Below are 18,849 nucleotides of genomic sequence, written 5' to 3' on the forward strand. Positions count from 1 at the left end.
TTCGTGTTCATTGCTACGAAAGGGCGAATTAAGGAACTACGCTTATAGAGGTTCCTATTTTCACTATTTCATACAATTTCCGCACGTCCTCATTGTACATACGAACACAACCATGAGAAGCTGCCTTGCCTACGGAGTCTCGTTTGTAAGTACCATGAAATCCGATTTGGTTTTTTCCATCAGTCCAAAATCCAATCCAACGTTCTCCTAAAGGATTTTCTAAACCTGGAGGTACAACTCCCCTATTGGGAACAAAAGGGTTTTCCCAAGCTGGATTTTCAACCATATTAATAACTTTAAATTTGCCTGTTGGCGTTTCCCACTTTAACTTACCGACCGCCACTGGGTAGCTGGCTTGTAAAATATCTCCCCGATAAACGTAAAGTCTTCGTTGCTTAAGAATGAGCAGTAAATAAATATTTTGCTCAGTAGTATGAGGAAGACTTGGCTTAACAGGTGGTTTGATCCTCATCAGTAAGCTCCTCATACGCTCAGATGTATTAGGAAGGGCTGATTGCACTTGAGGAGAATCTAGAGTTGGTGTAAAGTTTGGCTGATCAGACTGACTAATATTTATTTGGTTCTTTGCTCCTTGTTCGACTGTCATTTGGGCACTAGCATGCAATTGAAGCCATAAAAGTAGTCCGATTGTAGTCAAACTAAACTTGACAGCACTGAGGCAATAAACGCTACTACTCATAATTTTTTGTACTAATTACGTAAGTATATAACAAAGCTATTTAAGTTATAGGATATGCCTTTATCCAAAATAAATAATTCAGAACTCAGATATAAATGAGCTTGAAGTCTGAATCTCTGAATTTTTAATCACTAGATTGCGACGTTTCACCAATTAAACAAGTTTTACCCTACCATACCTTTACTAAAAACAGAGGTAGTCTAAATAGCCCAAGACAAGCTTGTGCTTATTTCTTAGCGGAACTTAGACAAAAAACACCTAAGAAACGCCTCAAATCTATATACAGAAGGACTTTGACATCGTTTTGCTTAATTTATTGATATATCTGGGTTTGGGCTATTTTTGAGCATTTGGTATATTTCCTTTACCTGCGTGGATTTGAGGCTTGTTTATCCCTTAAAAATGTTTAAGTCCCGTTGGGCAAAACGTAGAACCCTTACTAGAAGTACAGGATAGTCAAAATTACTTCCACTAAAATCATAGAAAATTTTACACGCTCAATTTTTTGCCATCATACAAAAAGAAGCGTGTAAAATCTTAGGTTTGTTCTATATCAAGCCTCGTAAATTGGCGAAGGTATTGACCCTAGTCCTGGAATTGGCGTTGGTTTTGGTGTTGGTTTTGGTGTTGGCGTTGATGTTGGTTTTGGCGTTGATGTTGGTTTTGGTGTTGGTGTTGGCGTTGGCGTTGATGTTGGTGTTGGCGTTGGCGTTGATGTTGGTGTTGGCGTTGATGTTGGTGTTGGTGTTGGCGTTGATGTTGGTGTTGGCGTTGATGTTGGTGTTGGCGTTGGCGTTGATGTTGGTGTTGGTGTTGGTGTTGGTGTTGATGTTGGTGTTGGTGTTGGTGTTGGTGTTGGCGTTGGTGTTGGTATTGGTGTTGGTGTTGATGTTGGTGTTGGTGTTGGTGTTGGTGTTGGTGTTGATGTTGGTGTTGGTGTTGGTGGTGGTGTTGTTGGTGGTGGTTGTACTTGTCCTACAGCTATTTCTCGGAGAATAGCAACGCTGAAATACGGAGTGAAAAACAGTAAAGAAGCTACAGTAAAGAGAAATTTCAGTTTCTTAGAAGGTTTTTGATTCATTTTTTTGGAAATATTGATTTGTTACAATCATTAACTTTTGCTACAATTAATCATGAATATTATATATAAATATGGTATTTATATTAACTATCTGTTGCACGATATATTACTGTCTAACAAGTTTCCTTCTTTCCACACTCCACTCCTAGAAGTGCCATCGGCAAGTTTAAATGTTCCTTCTCCTTCACATCTCCCATTTCTGAACTGACCTGTATATTCACCACCATCTTTCCATTTTATTTTTCCTAAACCATCAAAACTATCATTTACAAAATTGCCTATATAGTATTCATACGAACTAGTATCTGGAGGGTATAAAAATTTTCCACAACCATAACGCTTACCATTTTTGAATTCTCCATCATACCTACTATTGTCTTGAAAGATCATAGTTCCCTTGCCGCTTGGATTATTGTTATCTAAAGATCCATAATATTTACGATTTAGGTAAATTTTGTCTGGTTTTCGGTTTAGTAATTTACTAGAATATAATGAAGCTAGTTTAACATCGCAAGTTAGTTGATTAACTTTTTCGCTCGTTTTAATAAGTAACATAATAAAAAGAGCTAACACTAGCATTACAAGTATTCCTGCTCCTACTCCAGTTGCAACTAAAAGTTTTCTAGGGAATGGCAATTTCCATAAAGTTGTTGACTTTGATAGTGGTGGAGATATAGAACTCAGTGCTTGCAAAGCCTCACTTGCTGTTTGGTATCGCCGGCTAAAGTTGTAAAGCACCATTTTGCTTAAAACATCAGCCAATCTATCGCTTACATTTACTTGATTTCGCCAATTTATTTCTCCATTAGTGGGGTCTTCTTGGAAGTCTCTAGGTAATTTACCTGTCAAAGCTTGAATACCAATTACTCCTACTGCATAGATATCGCTACATAGTCTTGGCTTAGAATTAGCTTGCTCATTTGGCATATAACCATTGGAGCCAATAACAATAGTTGAAGTAACTTGACCTTCAATATTCGTAGCTAAACCTTTAATTTCCTTAACAGCTCCAAAGTCAATCATCACAATCTTGCCATCATCACGACGACGCATCAAGTTCTGGGGCTTGAGATCGCGGTGGATGATATTCTGCTGATGAACCACAGTCAAAACTTGTAGAATTTCTTGCAAAAGTTTAATGACCTGACCTTCACTCCATTGGCTATCAGGTATTATTTCTGCGGTCAAGTTATACCCTTCTACAAATTCTTGCACTAGATAAAATTCACCATTTTCCTCAAAATGAGCAAAGAGTTTAGGGATTTGGTTGCTAAGGTTACCTAAACGGTATAAAGCTTTTGCTTCACTCTCAAATAGCCGTTTAGCAATTATCAAAACTTCTGGTTCAAAAGTTTTACATCTAAGCTGCTTTACGACACATTTGGGATTATTAGGCAAATCTAAATCTTCAGCTAGATAGGTATCGCCAAATGCACCGCCTCCCAAGCTTCCTAAGATTCTGTAGCGTTTACGTAGAACTGTGTCTATAAACATTTATTATATGATACCGTAGGATATTATTTACCGGGTTGTATTATTTTTTTGACAAACTGGTATTGTCCTATCTCAATTCTTAATTTAACTTTAGACTCTCTCCATTACAAGTAAATGTTTTAGTAGTGATAGAATTATCTTTATCATATTTAACTTCATAAAATTTACTTAGTTCCCGTTGTTCCTTATCTGGATAAAAAAGAGTAATATCATCAGCAATATAATTAAAATGTCCGCTTATGGGCGTGTATTTTTCACGATAACTTCCTCCTTGCCATTGATAGTTATTGTCATTGCTAATAGCATGTAAAAATATACTTTCAAATTTTGTAATATTATGAGGAATACTTGTCTTATCATTACTAGGAATTATCAACCAACCTTGAGTTTGCTCTACATCATTTAAAGCATTGTAATTGATTGCAATTTTGATAATTTTATCACAATTATTTTTAATGACCAATTGCTCATAATTACCTTTATTTTCTCGCTGTAACTTTAAAATTTCAGCTTTATGCGCGTAAAATCTATCTTCAGCTTTTTCTTGTTTTTTTGTCAATGTTTCTATATTTGATTTTTGTATTTCAGTATTATTTTCCAATTCTGCCTTTTTTTCTTCTGTTTCCTGTGTCTGTTGATTTGTATAATAAGTGACTAAAGCAGTTACACCTGTTGCTAATATCGTCGCTGTTGCAGCTACTATTGCAGCTATTATAGTTTTATCCTGCCAAGTGTGTTCTTTCTTGCGATTGATATTGGTACTCGAATTAGTCTGATTTGGATTTATGATGGATGAAAAGGGAATGGCTTGACCTGAATTTTGACTAGGGCTGACTTGCCTTAGATTGGGAACAGAGTTGACTTGGTGTAAATTTGAATTCTGACCGACTTGACTTGAATTAGTATTTGAATGAGCTATCCCTGAATAAGCTGTTGATTCTAACTGGTAAATTTGAATATCAATAACTTTGAGACTCTGCGTTCCTAAAACAATATTACTGTTATTTTGTAATGGCAATTCTTTACCAAGATCAAGGTTTTTTCCATCTATATTAGATATATTTTGCGGACTCAAACTTTGTATAAAAAACTTTTGCTGCTGTTCTTGAAAATAAATTTTCACATGTTGAGAAGATACGCTTCTATCATTAAGCACTAGGTCGCAGACTTTAGGGTTAGGGTCTCGACCAATGATTATTAGTCCATTATGGTTGTTACTTTTTACTTGTTGTTTAGAAATTTGCTGAGTTCTTAAATTCCCTGTTTCGCTCCATTGGAAGGTAATTGCCCACTGTAGAGTAAGTTGATTCATGGTTCTATATCTGTAACTTTTCCTAGTTAATACAGATTATCAGAGGGGGATTCCAGAAAAATCATACAATATTGAAAAATATTAAACAAGGGCGATGAATAAACTAGCTGTTCCATCGCTTGAAATAATAATTTTATTGGTGCAGTGATTATCTTTTTTATTATTTTTGCAGATAATAATCTGCAATCCTTGTGTTTAGCAAAGTTCTGCATGACCCTAACTTTAATTCAGAGCAAACGGGGGCTACCATCTTCATTAAATGAGCCTACATCAATGCCAAACTTGATGCCTCTTATCCCCAATCGATAAGTAGCGATCGCTACACTGGTATTTAGTTGCCGAACACCTATGACTGCGTAGGTTACACGCTTATTCTTGGTAATAGTTGCATAGGCGTAAAATGAATGAGTACCAGATTTGACTTGACTTCGATATATCTAGGGTAATTACTCTGATGTTGGCTTACCATAAAAGAACCGAAAGAACCCCATTTTTTAGCTCTGTCGAACTCACGTCAACTTATAGCCAGGGCGACTGGAAGTCGCGGCTACACAAACGTTTGCCCTTGGCGTTCCCGCAGGGTAGACCGCCTCCACTGACTAAGCTAAAATTAAAGTTTTCAAACCCGCGTAGGCGGGTTTGAACTTGTGTAGACGCGGTTTCTAACCGCCTTTTGCTGCACGCCCCTCGCAGTTTAGGACTTGCTACTGGTGACTGCTTCGTTTAAGACTAACTCTGGTTGTGGTGTCTCTTCTTCTTCTGGCAAACCGAAAATTGACCTGTACAACTTCACGTACTGCTTGGCAGATTGATACCAACTAAAATCTTGACTCATGCCCCGTTTTTGTAGTTCTTGCCATTGCGGTTTGAAACGGAAGCCTTCCCAAGCCCGGATCATAGAGGTGAAAAGGTCTAACGGTTCATAACGATCGAAGCAATAACCAGTGCCTGCGGCATTTTCAGGGTCGTGATGGGTTACGGTGTCAACTAATCCACCTGTGCGGCGGACAATGGGCACAGAACCATAGCGCAAAGCCATCATTTGGCTAATACCGCATGGTTCAAAACGACTGGGCATCAAGAAGGCATCAGTACCAGCGTAGATCCGGCGAGACAAGGCATCGTTATACAGCAAGTAAGTTGCCATACGTCCGGGAAAGCGGGATGCTAACTGCCACATCTGAGTTTCATAGTAGCGATCGCCTGTACCCAACAGCACAAACTGTGCATCTGTATAAGATAGGAAGCGATCGAGGATTTGCAATATCAAATCAATGCCTTTTTGTTCCACTAATCGGGTAACAATCCCAATAAAAAAGGCTTTGGAGTTGACTTCTAATCCTAGTTCTTGTTGCAAAGCAATTTTATTGGCTTTGCGTTTTTCTAAAGTATCAGCAGTGAAGGTTTGCTCAATGTATTTGTCATTCTCTGGGTTATAAACTTCGGTATCAATACCGTTAATAATCCCAGATAATTTACCGCTAATAAAAGATAGCAAACCTTCTAATGTTTCACCGTAGGTAGGTGTCTTGATTTGCTCGGCGTAGGTGGGCGAAACTGTATTTACCTGATTGGCAAATTGTACTGCCGCCGCCATGACGTTGTGTCCTTGCATGTACCAAGGACACCAAGTAATTTTCTCTAAATACCAACGCCACGGCCCTTGATAAGCCAGATTATGGATGGTAAACACTGTGGTGATATCAGGATCTTGGTGCATCCACACCGGAATCATCCCCGTATGCCAATCGTGGCAATGGATAATTTCTGGCTTCCAGTAATTCCAGGCAAACTCGGCTGCACCATTAGCAAACAATGTGAACCGCCAATCTTCATCTTCTCCAGAATAGATGCGGCGCGGCATAAAGGCCGGATGTCCAAATAAGTACAAGGGAACATCAGTACCAGGCAGAATACTTTCATATACTGCAAAGTGCTGAAACATGGCATCTCCCCACCAAATGGGTTCTTGGGGAATTTCCATTTTGTCTGGCAGGAAGCCGTAGTAAGGCAAGAATATCCGCACATCATGCCCCATTTCTCTCAGGACTTTGGGTAATGCCCCGACAACATCACCCATTCCTCCTACTTTCGCAACTGGTGCTGCCTCTGCTGCAACAAATAGAATCCGCATGGTAATTTTTGCTTCCCTGAGTCTATATTGTCAAATTAACTTTCTGAAATCCCGATCAACGCGACTTGTCGCGTCTGGCACATCAGTGCAACGGCGATCAATTATTATCTAATCACATCAGCTTGCCCAATTGCTTAGGAACCTCGTTGAATCACCGCAAAAATTTCTGATAAAATTTCTTGCGCTCCTTGTTTTCGCAACAGTTCTGCTAGTTCTGTGCCTACTGCTTCGGCGTTATTGGCAATCCCGGTAACGGTATCTTTGACGAACTTTTGACCATCTACACTGGCAACTATCCCAGTTAAGGTCAAATTCTCACCAGATATTTCTGTATTTACACCGATAGGTACTTGACATCCGCCCTCTAAAGAGCGAAGAAAAGATCGTTCGGCGAGACAGCGATCGCGTGTTTGGGGATGTTCGATCGCTTTGAGTAGAGATAGCAATTCACTATCATCAGCACGGCATTCTATCCCTAAAGCACCTTGTCCAACGGCGTGGAGGGAGATTTCTTTGGGGAGAATTTGATGAGTGCGATCGCTCATTCCCAATCTCTCTAACCCTGCTGCTGCCAAAATTAAGGCATCGTATTCACCTGCATCCAGTTTTGCCAACCGTGTAATTAAGTTTCCCCGCACGTCCTTAAAGGTAAAGTGGGGGAAGTGGTGGCGTAACTGTGCTAACCGCCGTAGCGAAGATGTACCAATTACCGCACCTTCTGGCAACGTATCGATTTGTTTATCTTTGTGCTTTTCATGCACCACTAATGCATCTGCTGGGTTTTCTCGTTCAGTAATTGCTGCCAACGTTAACCCTTCTGGTAAGTGAGTCGGCAGATCCTTGAGAGAATGAACCGCAAAGTCAATCTCTTGATTGAGCATTCCAAGTTCAAGTTCTTTAGTAAAAAGTCCTTTATCGCCAATCTTAGCTAATGCTACATCCAAGATTTTATCGCCTTGGGTAGACATGGTGTGGACTTCAAAAGTGATATCTGGATAGCAATTCTTGAGTTGCTCTTGTACCCAGTAGGTCTGAACCAGAGCAAGTTGGCTTTTGCGCGAACCAATCCGAATAGTGCGTGGGGGACTAGAAACAACTGAAGTCATAAAACAATATAATATCGCAGGCGATAAATTCACTCTCATCTAGACTACCGTAGTCAGTGACTCATAGGAATTTTGGGTTTTGAATTTGGGATTTTGGATTACAATTCTTTACCAAAAGCTTGTTTGAGGAATCTCAAATAATAGAGGGGAGTGGGGAGTAGGTATATTTTTCGCGTTCATTATAAACCTCGCGACCCAAAGCGTTGTATGCATATCTGCACAAAGCGATAGTTGTGCTTTCGTAATTGAGTCGGCAAAATGCATCAGATATTGCTAACTCTCGAATGAAATCTTAATGTAATTTGACCAATTCTCGGTATTCAACTCAATTGCCCGATAACGAGGTCAAATGCTAAAAAATCAGGAACGATATAACTCAAACTCGCACCTAGCGCTAAACTTGGTCAATATCTCTAAAAAACTCAGCCTCAAAAGGGAAGTTGAAAATTTACAGGAATGCTAAAAATAATTTGCTATCTTCATTAGTTATCCAAGCTTAGTTATTATGCCTTATGAATCGTTCCGCCTGTCTCATCTTTAATCCTGTTGCGGGTCAGGGCGACCCAGATACAGAGCTAGCAGAAATTCGGGCAATATTAGAGTCAGATATCGATCTAGATATTTATTTTACAACTGAAGAAATCGATGCTGACCAACTGGCATATCAAGCGGTAGAGCGAGGAGTAGATGCAATCATTGCTTCCGGGGGGGATGGTACTCTCTCAATAGCGGCGGCGGCTGTAGTGGGAACTGATATCCCATTTGGGATTATTTCCAGAGGAACAGCAAATGCTTTTGCCACAGCCTTAGGAATTCCTGACACGATCGCAGGTGCTTGTAACACAATTTTGCACGGAGCAACCACCCATGTAGACGTAGCCTATTGCAACGATCGGCCAATGGTACTCTTGGCAGGTATTGGCTTTGAAGCTGAAACTGTAGAATTGGCAGATCGAGACTCCAAAAATCGCTTTGGGATGATGGCTTACGTTTTGGCAGGAATCCAGCAATTAAGAAATTTACATAACTTTGATGTTGAAATTGAAACTGAAGACAGGATAATTAAAACTAGTGCCTGTGCAGTAACGGTAGCAAATGCCGCGCCTCCTACTTCTGTTTTGGCTCAAGGCCCGGCAGGTCTGATTTATGATGATGGGTTACTAGATTTAACAATTGTCGCTCCAGCTAACAAGGCAGGAGCGATCGCTGCCACATTTCATCTATTTCAAACAGCTTCTACAGGTAACGCCGTAGAACGAGATGATATTGGCTTTTTGCGAGCCAAACAATTTAAAATTACGACTAACCCACCACAAAAAGTTGTTCTAGATGGTGAAATAGTAGGCACAACACCTGTAGAAATTAAGTGTGTACCAGCAGGCTTAAGAATTTTTGTGCCATTAGTAGAAGAAGTTGAGCCTACCGAAAAACTAGAAGGACTCCCTAATCTGATTATTGAGATGAAAGATACAGCAGGAGAATGAAGGCAGGGGGCATGGGGCATTGGGCACAAGAGGCAGAGGTGCAAAGGGGCAGAGGGTAAAAATTTACTGCAACTTCCCCTGCTCCCCTGCTCCCCTTCAATTGAAAACTCAGGAGTAGGTTGCATTGAAACTTGTATCTGATCCAACGATCACTAACAAAATTCGGAAAATGAATCAGCGGGTACAGTGGCAAGATCCGTTAATTGTGGAACGGGATATTGACCAAACTCGGCTGGTTTTGGAAGATGGTCAAACAGACAATTCTGAGTTCTCATTTTTAGTTGTCGGTGATAGTGGTTCTGGCGCGCACCGGGGACACAATCCCCAGCGACAGGTAGCTGAACTCATGCTGCCCCATCACAAAGAATCCCGGTTTATGCTGCATACCGGGGATGTGATTTATTTAGTGGGATCGAGTGAATACTACCAGCAAAACTTCATCCAGCCTTACCGAGAGTTTATCTTGGGCGCAGAGCATCCTAAACGGATTGCTTATGACCAAATGGTTTTTAAGCTACCCATTTTACCAGTGCCGGGAAATCACGATTACTATAACTTGCCGATTTTATTGAGCTTGGCATCCCTAACAACATTACCCATTCGTCACCTGTTGCGATCGCGATTAGACTTAGATGTGGGCTTGCATGGCTCAGGATGCGGTGACGCTTACGCAAAGGCTTTTCTCGACTATCTGAAGGCGTTTCAGCTTCCGGGAGAGTTAGCTAGTCATTTAGATCGGTACTACACAGCTAAGACAGACACAGGTCGTTGTCTTTCTTATCAACCTGGACAATTTACCCGTCTTCCCAATCGCTACTACACTTTTCGCTATGGCGGTATTGATTTCTTTGCCTTGGATTCTAATACATTTAACGATCCACCACCGCTGCCTAAAACAAAACAAGGTGACGCCGATCGCAAACTCTTAGAAAAACGCCGTGAAGATTTCGAGCAAGAAAAGCTAGAAATCATTGAAAATTCATCAAAGCTTCGTCCTGAAAATCCCAATGAAGCCGATCAATTAGACGACTTCCACGCCAAGCTATCACAAATTGAAGAACTTATTGTTGATATCGATAAGCAACTAGCTACGAATAAAACAACGCTGACGGATATCGAACAACTGGAATGGCTCAAACAAAGATTAATTGAATCTTGGAATAATAGTGAAGTTCGGGGAAGGGTGATTTATTTTCATCATCCACCTTATGTAACTGAGGCGACAAAGTGGCAACAAGCACAAACTCTGATTGTTCGCGATCGCCTGCGTGGTGTGCTGGATGCAGTAGCGAAAGAAATCGGTTCCCTGACTCAAGAGCGTCCTTTGGTCGATTTGGTATTAAACGGTCACGCGCACTGCTTGGAACACCTGGAGACAATGGATACAGGACACGCTGATTCTCATATCCACTGGATTGTTTGTGGCGGTAGCGGGTTTAGTTTGCGACGCCAACGGATTGAGGGAGCAGATTTGATGGAAGATAAAAAATTAGTGGCGCGATCGCATCTTTTCATCGGTCGCAACGGTCAAGGTTTTCAAAAGCGACGACCTTATTCAGGTTTACGTATTGATGTTAAAGGCGATGGACAGCCCAAGTTTATTGTCCGTCCTTTAGTTGCCGAATGGCATCAAAGGCAATGGCATAATCGTGAACTTGAGCCACTAATCATTTAAAATGGGCATTGGAAATTGGGCACTTGTACTGAGCTAACCAAGTGCTAACAACTAGCCAATTATCGCCGCACAGAGCCAAAATTCAGTAGATCGAAAACTTTTGTAAGTTGACGAAATTATCAGGGTTTGAGCCGTCGTTGTTGGAGCTTTCCATCATGACCCAATACGCTTGGGTTAAGGGAGACAAGGGAAAGGGGGGAGACAAGGGAGAAATTTTTTCTTGTCCTTCTTATCCTTGTCCCCTTGTCCCCTTGTCCTGCTTGTCCCCCTTGTCCCAGTGAAGAGAAGATGCTTAACCCAAGCGTATTGCATCATGACCACAAGCGTAGACGCTTCCTCGGCTTGTCGTAGACATCGCTCTGAAGCTCACGCAGAACAAAAGTTTTGAAAACGCAAAGGACAAGCTGATTTCGGCTGCTTGTATTCCCAAGTGGAAATGAAGGATTGGTAAGGCTTCTAAAAAACTTTTCGGTCTACTGAAATTACATCTTTGCGTCTTTCTAGCGATTTGAACTATGCAACTTAAAAGCGGATTAGCTTAGTTTCATTACTGTGCAATTCTCGCACTTTTGGGTGAATTATTAAGTTCGCCAACAGTATCAGTTTATTTTCTGGAAGTGATGTAAGCGCATCTTTTGCTCAAGGAACTCTACAAAGACCTTGACTTTCATCGGAATATATTTTCGGCTAGGATAAAGTGCGTTAATTGGGACTGGAGCCAGTGACCATTGAGACAAGACGTTTACTATATTCCCACTTTGTAACTCTTGTTGAAACAGAAATTCCGGCAGCAGCCCAATTCCTACTCCAGCAACGATTGCTTGATAAATAGGGGCAACGTGATTGCTGAGTAGTCGTGGACGAAAGGAGAGCGTTACTGTTTCCTGCTGTTCATTGTGCAATGTCCAGGTCACATCGTTCTGACGATGAGCCATACAAAGCAGCGCATGACTGGTCAAATCAGCGATCGCTCTTGGTTCGCCAGCGGTTTTGAGATAGGTCGCGCTGGCAAAGAGTTTCATGCGATCTGTGCTAATCCGCCGCCCGATTAGGGATGAATCGTGCAATTCCCCAATCCGAATCGCTAGATCGTACCCTTCTTTGACAATATCTTTGTATTCAGTCGTTGCATGGAGAATCACTTGAATATCGGGGTAGGTCAGCAGAAACTCCGGCAAATTGGGTGCGAGAATAGACTGCACAAACAACACGGTGGTTGTCACTCGCACAGTCCCTTGCGGATGCCCTTGCAAGCTAGCGATCGCATTATCACCGTCATGTAACGCATCGACAATGGGTAAACAGTTTTCGTAATACAGTCGTCCTTCTTCAGTTAGAGAAACCCGCCGCGTCGTGCGATGAAATAATCGGACTCCTAACCGTTGCTCTAGCGCATTGACCTTCATACTGACGGTAGATTTAGGCAAGTCTAGCGATCGTGCTGCTGCGACAAATCCTCCCAGTTGGGCGACTTTGAGAAATATTAAAACAGCGTTCACGTCATCCATATCTTGCACTCACTGCGTTGATATTATCAAAACTCTGTTATTGTCCAGCATTATAAACAATCAATCCATAAAAACTATCTTTATCTGCATGAATTGATAAATCATACTAGTGATGTCAAAAATAGGGAGACAGTCTTAATCAAAGCCGTATTTCTCTAATCGGAAAACCGACTAAGTGTTACATAGGAGCGTTAAAACATGAAAGTTTTAGTCATAGGAGCCGCTGGCAAGACCGGTAGAGCTGTAGTTGAACAGGCTGTGGCCGCTGGACATCAGGTCACGGCATTCGTTCACAAAGCTGACGAATACGAGGTCTCAGACGTTCGCGTTATTGAAGGTGACGCTACCGACAGTGCCACGATGGACGCAGCAGTAGTCGGTCAAGACGCTGTTGTTGACACAATTGGCGGCAAAACGCCTTACAAGGCAACTACGCTCGAATCGAGTGCCGCCAACACAATCATCGCTGCCATGAAGCGAAACGGCGTGCGCCGTCTGGTGGTAACTTCCATGATTGGCGAAGGGGAGAGTGAGGCAAATGCCACCCTGTATGAGCGCTTACTTGTTTCGACCTTGTTGCGCGGCGCGGACAAGGATAAAGCAGCAATGGAGTCCGCTGTTGAATCGAGCGGTCTGGACTGGGTGATTCTTCGCCCAGCCATCCTCACCGACGACCCTGCCAGGGGAAACGTTCGAGTCTTTGATGCCGAAACGGGCGAGAAAGCCCATAAAATTACACGTGGCGACCTGGCTGCCTTCATGCTTGCCCAGCTTTCCAATAACGAATACCTCCATCAAGCCGTTACTATCGCAAATAGCTAAGAACTCTTCGGACACGCTCTCTTTTTGGGGCCGACAGCGTGTTCGTTGAGGCTTGGCATCTGCTTTCCTGTCCAGTTTTCACAACCAAGCAAGCTAAACAGAAGTGTCCTATGCAATATCTTGTTATCTTCACGCCTAAACAGAAATTCGAGACTGACGGAATGCCCTCTGACTTCCAGAAACGGGAACTCGAAGAGCAGGCACAAGCGCAAGTCCTTTACGCGGAGGGAAGTCTGCGTCAAGTGTGGGCGCTAGACACAAAAAACCGCGGCGCAGCCGTTCTCTTTGAAGCGGAGTCACCGGAGCATCTGCAAAAGATAATCGACACCTTTCCGCTGATCAAGATTGATTACGCTGACTACCAGATTTTGCCGCTCGCGCCGTATCCAGCATTCGCGAAGAAGTCCGTTTAATCGCACCGCTTAACAATGCGCTCCAGCGAACAAAGATTGGCGCTCGAGCTTTCTGTGTTTTTCGACCGAATGGCAATAAGAAAAGCAAAAACGTTTATCAATATGCTGTCTTGCCATCCTCACTGTGGCTTTAGCCACGGTGAGTCCTAAACCTCACAATTCAGGTTTCTGTTTCTTTCCTTTACGGGTTTTACGCAACTGCCCTTTAGACTTATGTCTATGTTATGCGTAGTGTAATCGGTGGTAAGTTACCTCTACAGCATTCTTTGCCATTTGTAAGACCTGCCACCATCAGAATTTAAACGGTTATGTGGAGTGCATATTGCCACGTTTGGAAGAATGGTAGAAGTTCTAAAGCCTGATCTGGTAAGAACTGGTAAAAAAGGCGGTCAGCCAAAGTTAAGCGTGGAAGACAATTTATTAATTGCATTGGAATAAGTAGAACGACGTGAAAAAACCAAACTATGTAAAGATACATAAATACGTAGAATGTATCTACCGAGGTAAGTGAGATATGGGCGCTCGTATAAGGGTATTCCTAACTCGTGAACAAGACAAAACCCTGTTAAACTTAAGAACTGCCGATGTACCACAGAAGGTTAAAGACAGAGCAGAGATAATTAGGTTAAACGCACATGGGTGGTACGTAGAAAAAATAGCTGCTCACTTTAACTGGACTGCTCAAACTGTAAGAGAAGTCTTACATAAATGGCGAAAACTTGGGTTAGAGGGTCTTTGGGAGTTGGCAGGTCGAGGAGGAAAAACGAAGTATACCGAAGAAGACATCGTTTTTTTGGAAGAATGTCTCAAAAATGAACCACGTACATACAACAGTCTTCAATTAACCCAAAAATTAGAGAGCGATCGCAACGTGAAACTAAGTCCCGACAGGTTAAGACGGGTACTCAAAAAAAGGGGATCATTTGGAAACGCGCTAAGAAGAGCCACAAAGGAAAACAAGACCCCGTAGTACGAGCGAAGAAACAAGCAGACCTAGATATGTTGGAATTATCTGCTGCTGCGGGAGAAATAGACCTAAAGTATCTAGATGAATCAGGGTTTTGTGTTTGGAGCGAACTCTTTGTTACACCTATTACTTTAAAGGTGAGCAAAAACATTTAGAACAAACCAAGCGTCGTGGTCGGAGATTAAGTATTATCGCGTTTCTTCAACCTTTAATCAGTTTTGTTTACGGTCTAGTTATTGGTGGTGTTGGTCGTAAATCTTACATCAAAATGATGGAGTTGGAAGCGACTGAAGCTCAAAAGGCTGGGCGCACTAGGGTAGTTGTACAGGATAACGGACCGATACACCGATGTCTTGAAGTGCAAAAGCTATGGTCGAAGTGGGAAGACATGGGTTTGTACATCTTTTTCTTACCCGCCTACTGCTCCCAGATGAACCCAATTGAATTGGAGTGGCAGCACCTTAAAAAAGACGAACTATCTGGTCAAATATTTGATGATCAGCTAGACCTGGCTTACGCCGTGATTGATGGCGTTAAAGCTAGAGGAGAAAAAGGCAACTACAGTACAGAACGTATTAAATTTAACTCTAATGGCTCTGATTAAATTTTCGTTACATAGTTATAAATTTTCCTGCCTACCTACTTATTCAAAAATTTTGATATGTCAGGTTGTGCTTTATTCGCCTATAAAATTAGAGACGCAATTATTGCGTCTCTAGAAACCACCTATTTAGCCTTATTACGTGTAATTGCACCCAGCAAAAGGAAATTGTTAATTAAATTATTCCTGGGCCTCTACCTCGGCTGTCACCTTTGTCTGTCAACTTGCCTTCTTCGTCCTGATTAATTTCTCCAAGTTCTTCAATACGTTCTTCCCTATCTTCTGCCGCTTGTTGGCGTGCATCACCCGGTTCTTCGTAGTACATTTCCGGTTCAACTGCATAGTTATTAGACAAACCTTCTCTGTCCACGGTATAGCCGTCAGTGGTGCGTATACTTTCTGAATCGGTTTGGTCATCCGTAGGTGCGTCTGCCTCCCGTTCTTCTGTGGGACGTGTTTTGTACTTATCTCCTTCTCTTTCCATTCGAGCAGCAGTTTCAGCTGGGATGATGCCGCGATCGTAATTATTAATTTCCGCTCTATCAGATGAATCTGTATCTCTCTTAACTGCTTCATTAGCCATAATTTATGTCCTCGTTAAAGAATCTATTAAATAACTTCAAAAACCAGATTAGGCTGTTTTTCATCTCCGAGCTACTATCTTGAGAAGTGACTTAAATTTAAAAGTAATGTTATATTCTCTATCTTTTGATGTATCCAAAAAAATAAAATTGAGTCCGGTTAAATACTGTGAATTTAGATTTATTGGTATAACAAGGTTTTAGTTAAAGTCAACTTAACATTAAAAGGGCAATTAGAAACTGCAACTATACAAAGCTTTACCCAAGCCCGCAGAGACTGACGAGAGTTTATGTAGCTGCAAATTCTATTTGCCCGTGTAAATCCTACTTTAATGGTGAGTAAATTTACTCGCCTACGAATTGGTTTTTCAGTAATTGAATTTCATCGGCTAATTCTTGCCGAGTTGAAGCCTTCAGTAGATAACGGAAAATAAACCAACTAGTGTAACTAATTCCAACTAACTCAAAAAGTGGTGATAGTAGTGGAATATCATTGATTGCAGCTAGTAATGCTAGTACTAGCCTAGCTGTAACAATCGCCGTTAAAATTAAAGCAACGGTTATTAGAGGCTGCTTGTAGTCCTGAAAAAATCCACTTAAGTATTGGGGCAGTTGCTCTAAAAATTGAGAAATTTGTCTGTTAATTTGCTGCCATTGAGATTCAGGTTCAGGGGCTGGTGGTAACTTTGGCAAGTTTGCAGTATCAGTACCTTCAAGTGCTAGCGTACCTTGTGATAAGGAAGCATTGATGGATTCACGTTGCTGTTGTTCGGTTTCCATAATTTTTATGTTCGGTAAATACAAGACTTTGTATAACTGTGAGCATTAATAAATATAGTTATGAAGGTCGTCAGTTTTCAATTATTAGTGGTCAGTTAAACTTATTACTGACCACTGAGACCGAGCAGGAGCATTTAAATCTCTTAACGCCTACCTGCTCAATTAAATTTGTTGTTAGCTGCACTATTTAGTTGGTGCGGCAACAGTTGCTTTCACAACTACACTCTTGACACCTTTAATTTCTTTAGCTAATTTTTCAATTTTACCCAACTCTTGCTGATTGCTGACAGTTCCTGAGACAGTCACAATCCCACCATCTGCGGCATTAACTGTTAGTTGGCTCTTAGGTATGTTAACCTCCAACTTAGAGCGAACTTCACTTGCTAAGTCACCTTTGGCTCGTTGTGTATCGCCACCCGTAGTATTATTGCGCTGTTCGCGGGCGCGGATATCAGAATTAGCTTGGTTTCTGCGAACTTCACTTTGTGCGTCTTGTTGAGAAGCTTGTGTTGTTTTTGCAGTCGGTGTTTGGGGAGCTGCATTAGGATTATTGGGTGCAGACTCACTTGTTTTAGAAGCGTTATCACAAGCAGCAACACCGAAGATTAATAAGCCGCTAATTAAGAAGGGGGTTAACTTTTGCATACGTTTAATTCGCAATCGAAAAGTGAAATTTGTTGATATTTACGGCAAGGGAGGAGCAAGTTGTTTTGTCAGGAGCAAAGTTTTCAAATTATTGCTCCGGCAATTTTGTCTAATTAGTGTAAGTGAAACTACTTTCGGTTAAAGTACTTCATCACGACGATCGACAATAACTACAGAAGGATCGTTTCTATTAGTCTCTGTTGAGTAATTGGGACGAATGGGATCGACTACTGCTGCATCACGATCGCTTAGTCTGTCGGAACCTGGGCGATATTCACTAATCTCTGTAGCATCATAGATTGCAAATTCTTCAATACCTCGATGTTTGAGAATCGCTTCAGCTTGGTGGATTTCAGCTTCCGTACCATCAAGAATTACTAAGTAGTCGCCTCTTTGGAAGCGATCGCTATATACTCGCGCCTTGTCTTCAGGAATTCCCAAGCCAACGAGTGCGCCTACAATACTCCCGGCGGCTGCACCGATCGCACCACCAGTTAATGTTGTCGCCAAAGTGGTTGCAACTGCACCACCTGCAATCACTGGCCCGATTCCAGGAATTGCTAGAGTTCCAAGTCCAACTAATAAGCCAGTCAAGCCGCCTAGAACACCGCCTGTAGCTGCTCCAGCTTTTGCACCATCGTCAGCTTTATTACCAGTACCAACATTTCTGTCTACATCTACACCACCGATCCCACGACCGTCTGTGTCTTTGGCAATGATGGAGACTTGATTCAACGAAAAACCTGCATCTCGCAATTCTGTAATTGCTACTTCAGCATCTCGACGATGAGAAAATATCCCGATTGCACGTTTGGCAACACCACTATAACCCGTATTTGGAGTTGGAGTCACATAACCAGTGGTTGCATTCGTAGCATCTGGATGTTCATAAATGCCAAACTCTTCTACGCCCTGACGATTTAGAATTCCTTCTGCTCTTAGGACTTCTGAATCTGTACCATCGATAATGACTAAATAGTGTCCTCGTCTGACGCGTTCGTCGTAAACTTTAGCTCGTTCTTCAGGAATTCCTAGACCAATTAACGCACCAAGTAAACTACCAGCTACTGCGCCAATACCAGCGCCAGCGAGAGTTGTAGCTAGGGTAGTTGCTGCGGCTCCAGCCAACATAATTGGCCCAATTCCAGGAATTGCTAAAGTGCCAAGACCGACTAATAAGCCAGCCAATCCCCCTAAAGCACCGCCTGTAGCAGCTCCAACTTTAGCACCTTCATCAGATTGGTCGCCGACGCGATCGCTCACATCCGCACCAGCAATATCGTCTCTGTCTCCATCTTGTGTAATGACAGAAACTCTGTTCATGTCAAAGCCAACTTTTTTTAATTCATGTAGGGCATGTTCAACATCTCGACGATGAGAAAATACACCTACAGCACGTTTATGTAGACCTACAACCATTATTCTTTCTCCTCAGCCAAAATCAATTATTTACTAATTTATAGCTCCTAATAACCCTTATTAATACATGTTTCTATTTATTTTTCATCAATCGCTTGGAAGAATTTTTGTCTCTATCATTAGATAT

Annotated in this window: 15 protein-coding genes and 2 pseudogenes; 6 read left to right on the top strand and 11 right to left on the bottom strand. The window is 41.8% G+C overall.

Going from position 1 to position 18,849, the window contains the following annotated elements; genetic code table 11:
* Positions 1 to 28: 28 nt before the first annotated feature.
* Positions 29 to 607 (bottom strand): L,D-transpeptidase, encoded by a 579-nt coding sequence (locus V7K41_RS05435; protein ID WP_334846203.1) that lies wholly within the window; start codon positions 605 to 607, stop codon positions 29 to 31.
* Between the two features lie 672 nt (positions 608 to 1,279).
* Here V7K41_RS05435 and V7K41_RS05440 point away from each other — a divergent pair.
* Positions 1,280 to 1,699, top strand: coding sequence for a hypothetical protein (locus V7K41_RS05440; RefSeq protein ID WP_334846204.1), 420 nt, complete (start codon positions 1,280 to 1,282; stop codon positions 1,697 to 1,699).
* A gap of 169 nt (positions 1,700 to 1,868) precedes the next feature.
* Here V7K41_RS05440 and V7K41_RS05445 read toward each other — a convergent pair whose 3' ends face one another.
* From V7K41_RS05445 to hemC, 5 genes and pseudogenes are all read right to left on the bottom strand, one after another.
* Positions 1,869 to 3,275 carry a protein kinase domain-containing protein gene (locus V7K41_RS05445; RefSeq protein WP_334846206.1) on the bottom strand — a complete coding sequence of 469 codons (1,407 nt, stop codon included), beginning with the start codon at positions 3,273 to 3,275 and terminating at the stop codon, positions 1,869 to 1,871.
* Positions 3,276 to 3,354: 79 nt separating this feature from the next.
* On the bottom strand, positions 3,355 to 4,587 hold the full coding sequence (locus V7K41_RS05450; RefSeq protein WP_334846208.1) for an FHA domain-containing protein: 1,233 nt from the start codon (positions 4,585 to 4,587) through the stop codon (positions 3,355 to 3,357).
* A gap of 254 nt (positions 4,588 to 4,841) precedes the next feature.
* Positions 4,842 to 5,060: pseudogene (locus V7K41_RS32820) on the bottom strand (ISH3 family transposase); the annotation flags it as partial.
* A 221-nt stretch (positions 5,061 to 5,281) separates the two neighbouring features.
* Complete coding sequence (gene glgA, locus V7K41_RS05455; protein ID WP_334846209.1) at positions 5,282 to 6,721, bottom strand: glycogen synthase GlgA; 1,440 nt, start codon at positions 6,719 to 6,721, stop codon at positions 5,282 to 5,284.
* A gap of 134 nt (positions 6,722 to 6,855) precedes the next feature.
* Complete coding sequence (gene hemC, locus V7K41_RS05460; protein WP_334846211.1) at positions 6,856 to 7,827, bottom strand: hydroxymethylbilane synthase; 972 nt, start codon at positions 7,825 to 7,827, stop codon at positions 6,856 to 6,858.
* 512 nt (positions 7,828 to 8,339) lie between these two features.
* Between hemC and V7K41_RS05465 the strand changes: the two genes are divergently transcribed.
* Positions 8,340 to 9,311 carry a YegS/Rv2252/BmrU family lipid kinase gene (locus V7K41_RS05465; RefSeq protein ID WP_334846213.1) on the top strand — a complete coding sequence of 324 codons (972 nt, stop codon included), beginning with the start codon at positions 8,340 to 8,342 and terminating at the stop codon, positions 9,309 to 9,311.
* Between the two features lie 124 nt (positions 9,312 to 9,435).
* Entirely contained in the window at positions 9,436 to 10,986 is a 1,551-nt protein-coding gene (locus V7K41_RS05470; RefSeq protein ID WP_334846216.1) for a metallophosphoesterase family protein, read from the top strand.
* Positions 10,987 to 11,585: 599 nt separating this feature from the next.
* Here the strand turns inward: V7K41_RS05470 and V7K41_RS05475 are convergent.
* Positions 11,586 to 12,494: a LysR family transcriptional regulator gene (locus tag V7K41_RS05475; RefSeq protein WP_334846217.1), complete on the bottom strand. Its 909-nt coding sequence runs from the start codon at positions 12,492 to 12,494 to the stop codon at positions 11,586 to 11,588.
* A 198-nt stretch (positions 12,495 to 12,692) separates the two neighbouring features.
* Between V7K41_RS05475 and V7K41_RS05480 the strand changes: the two genes are divergently transcribed.
* The 3 genes and pseudogenes from V7K41_RS05480 to V7K41_RS05490 all read left to right on the top strand — a co-directional run bounded on the left by V7K41_RS05480 (position 12,693) and on the right by V7K41_RS05490 (position 15,300).
* A complete protein-coding gene (locus V7K41_RS05480; protein ID WP_334846219.1) occupies positions 12,693 to 13,316 on the top strand; it encodes an NAD(P)-dependent oxidoreductase in 624 nt (207 codons plus the stop codon).
* Positions 13,317 to 13,426: 110 nt separating this feature from the next.
* Positions 13,427 to 13,729, top strand: coding sequence for a muconolactone Delta-isomerase family protein (locus V7K41_RS05485; RefSeq protein WP_334846221.1), 303 nt, complete (start codon positions 13,427 to 13,429; stop codon positions 13,727 to 13,729).
* 514 nt (positions 13,730 to 14,243) lie between these two features.
* Positions 14,244 to 15,300 (top strand): annotated as a pseudogene (locus V7K41_RS05490) (IS630 family transposase).
* Between the two features lie 172 nt (positions 15,301 to 15,472).
* On the opposite strand, the gene V7K41_RS05495 reads toward V7K41_RS05490, so the two are convergent.
* The 4 genes from V7K41_RS05495 to V7K41_RS05510 all read right to left on the bottom strand — a co-directional run bounded on the left by V7K41_RS05495 (position 15,473) and on the right by V7K41_RS05510 (position 18,722).
* Positions 15,473 to 15,880, bottom strand: coding sequence for a hypothetical protein (locus tag V7K41_RS05495; RefSeq protein ID WP_334846223.1), 408 nt, complete (start codon positions 15,878 to 15,880; stop codon positions 15,473 to 15,475).
* 343 nt (positions 15,881 to 16,223) lie between these two features.
* Positions 16,224 to 16,658 (bottom strand): CAAD domain-containing protein, encoded by a 435-nt coding sequence (locus V7K41_RS05500; protein ID WP_334846225.1) that lies wholly within the window; start codon positions 16,656 to 16,658, stop codon positions 16,224 to 16,226.
* 183 nt (positions 16,659 to 16,841) lie between these two features.
* The gene (locus V7K41_RS05505; RefSeq protein WP_334846227.1) at positions 16,842 to 17,303 is read right to left on the bottom strand and encodes a BON domain-containing protein; all 462 of its coding nucleotides are present in this window, start codon (positions 17,301 to 17,303) and stop codon (positions 16,842 to 16,844) included.
* Between the two features lie 138 nt (positions 17,304 to 17,441).
* Positions 17,442 to 18,722, bottom strand: coding sequence for a histidine kinase (locus V7K41_RS05510; protein WP_334846228.1), 1,281 nt, complete (start codon positions 18,720 to 18,722; stop codon positions 17,442 to 17,444).
* Positions 18,723 to 18,849: the final 127 nt, after the last annotated feature.

The organism is Nostoc sp. (genome assembly GCF_036917415.1).
Classification (GTDB): domain Bacteria; phylum Cyanobacteriota; class Cyanobacteriia; order Cyanobacteriales; family Nostocaceae; genus Nostoc.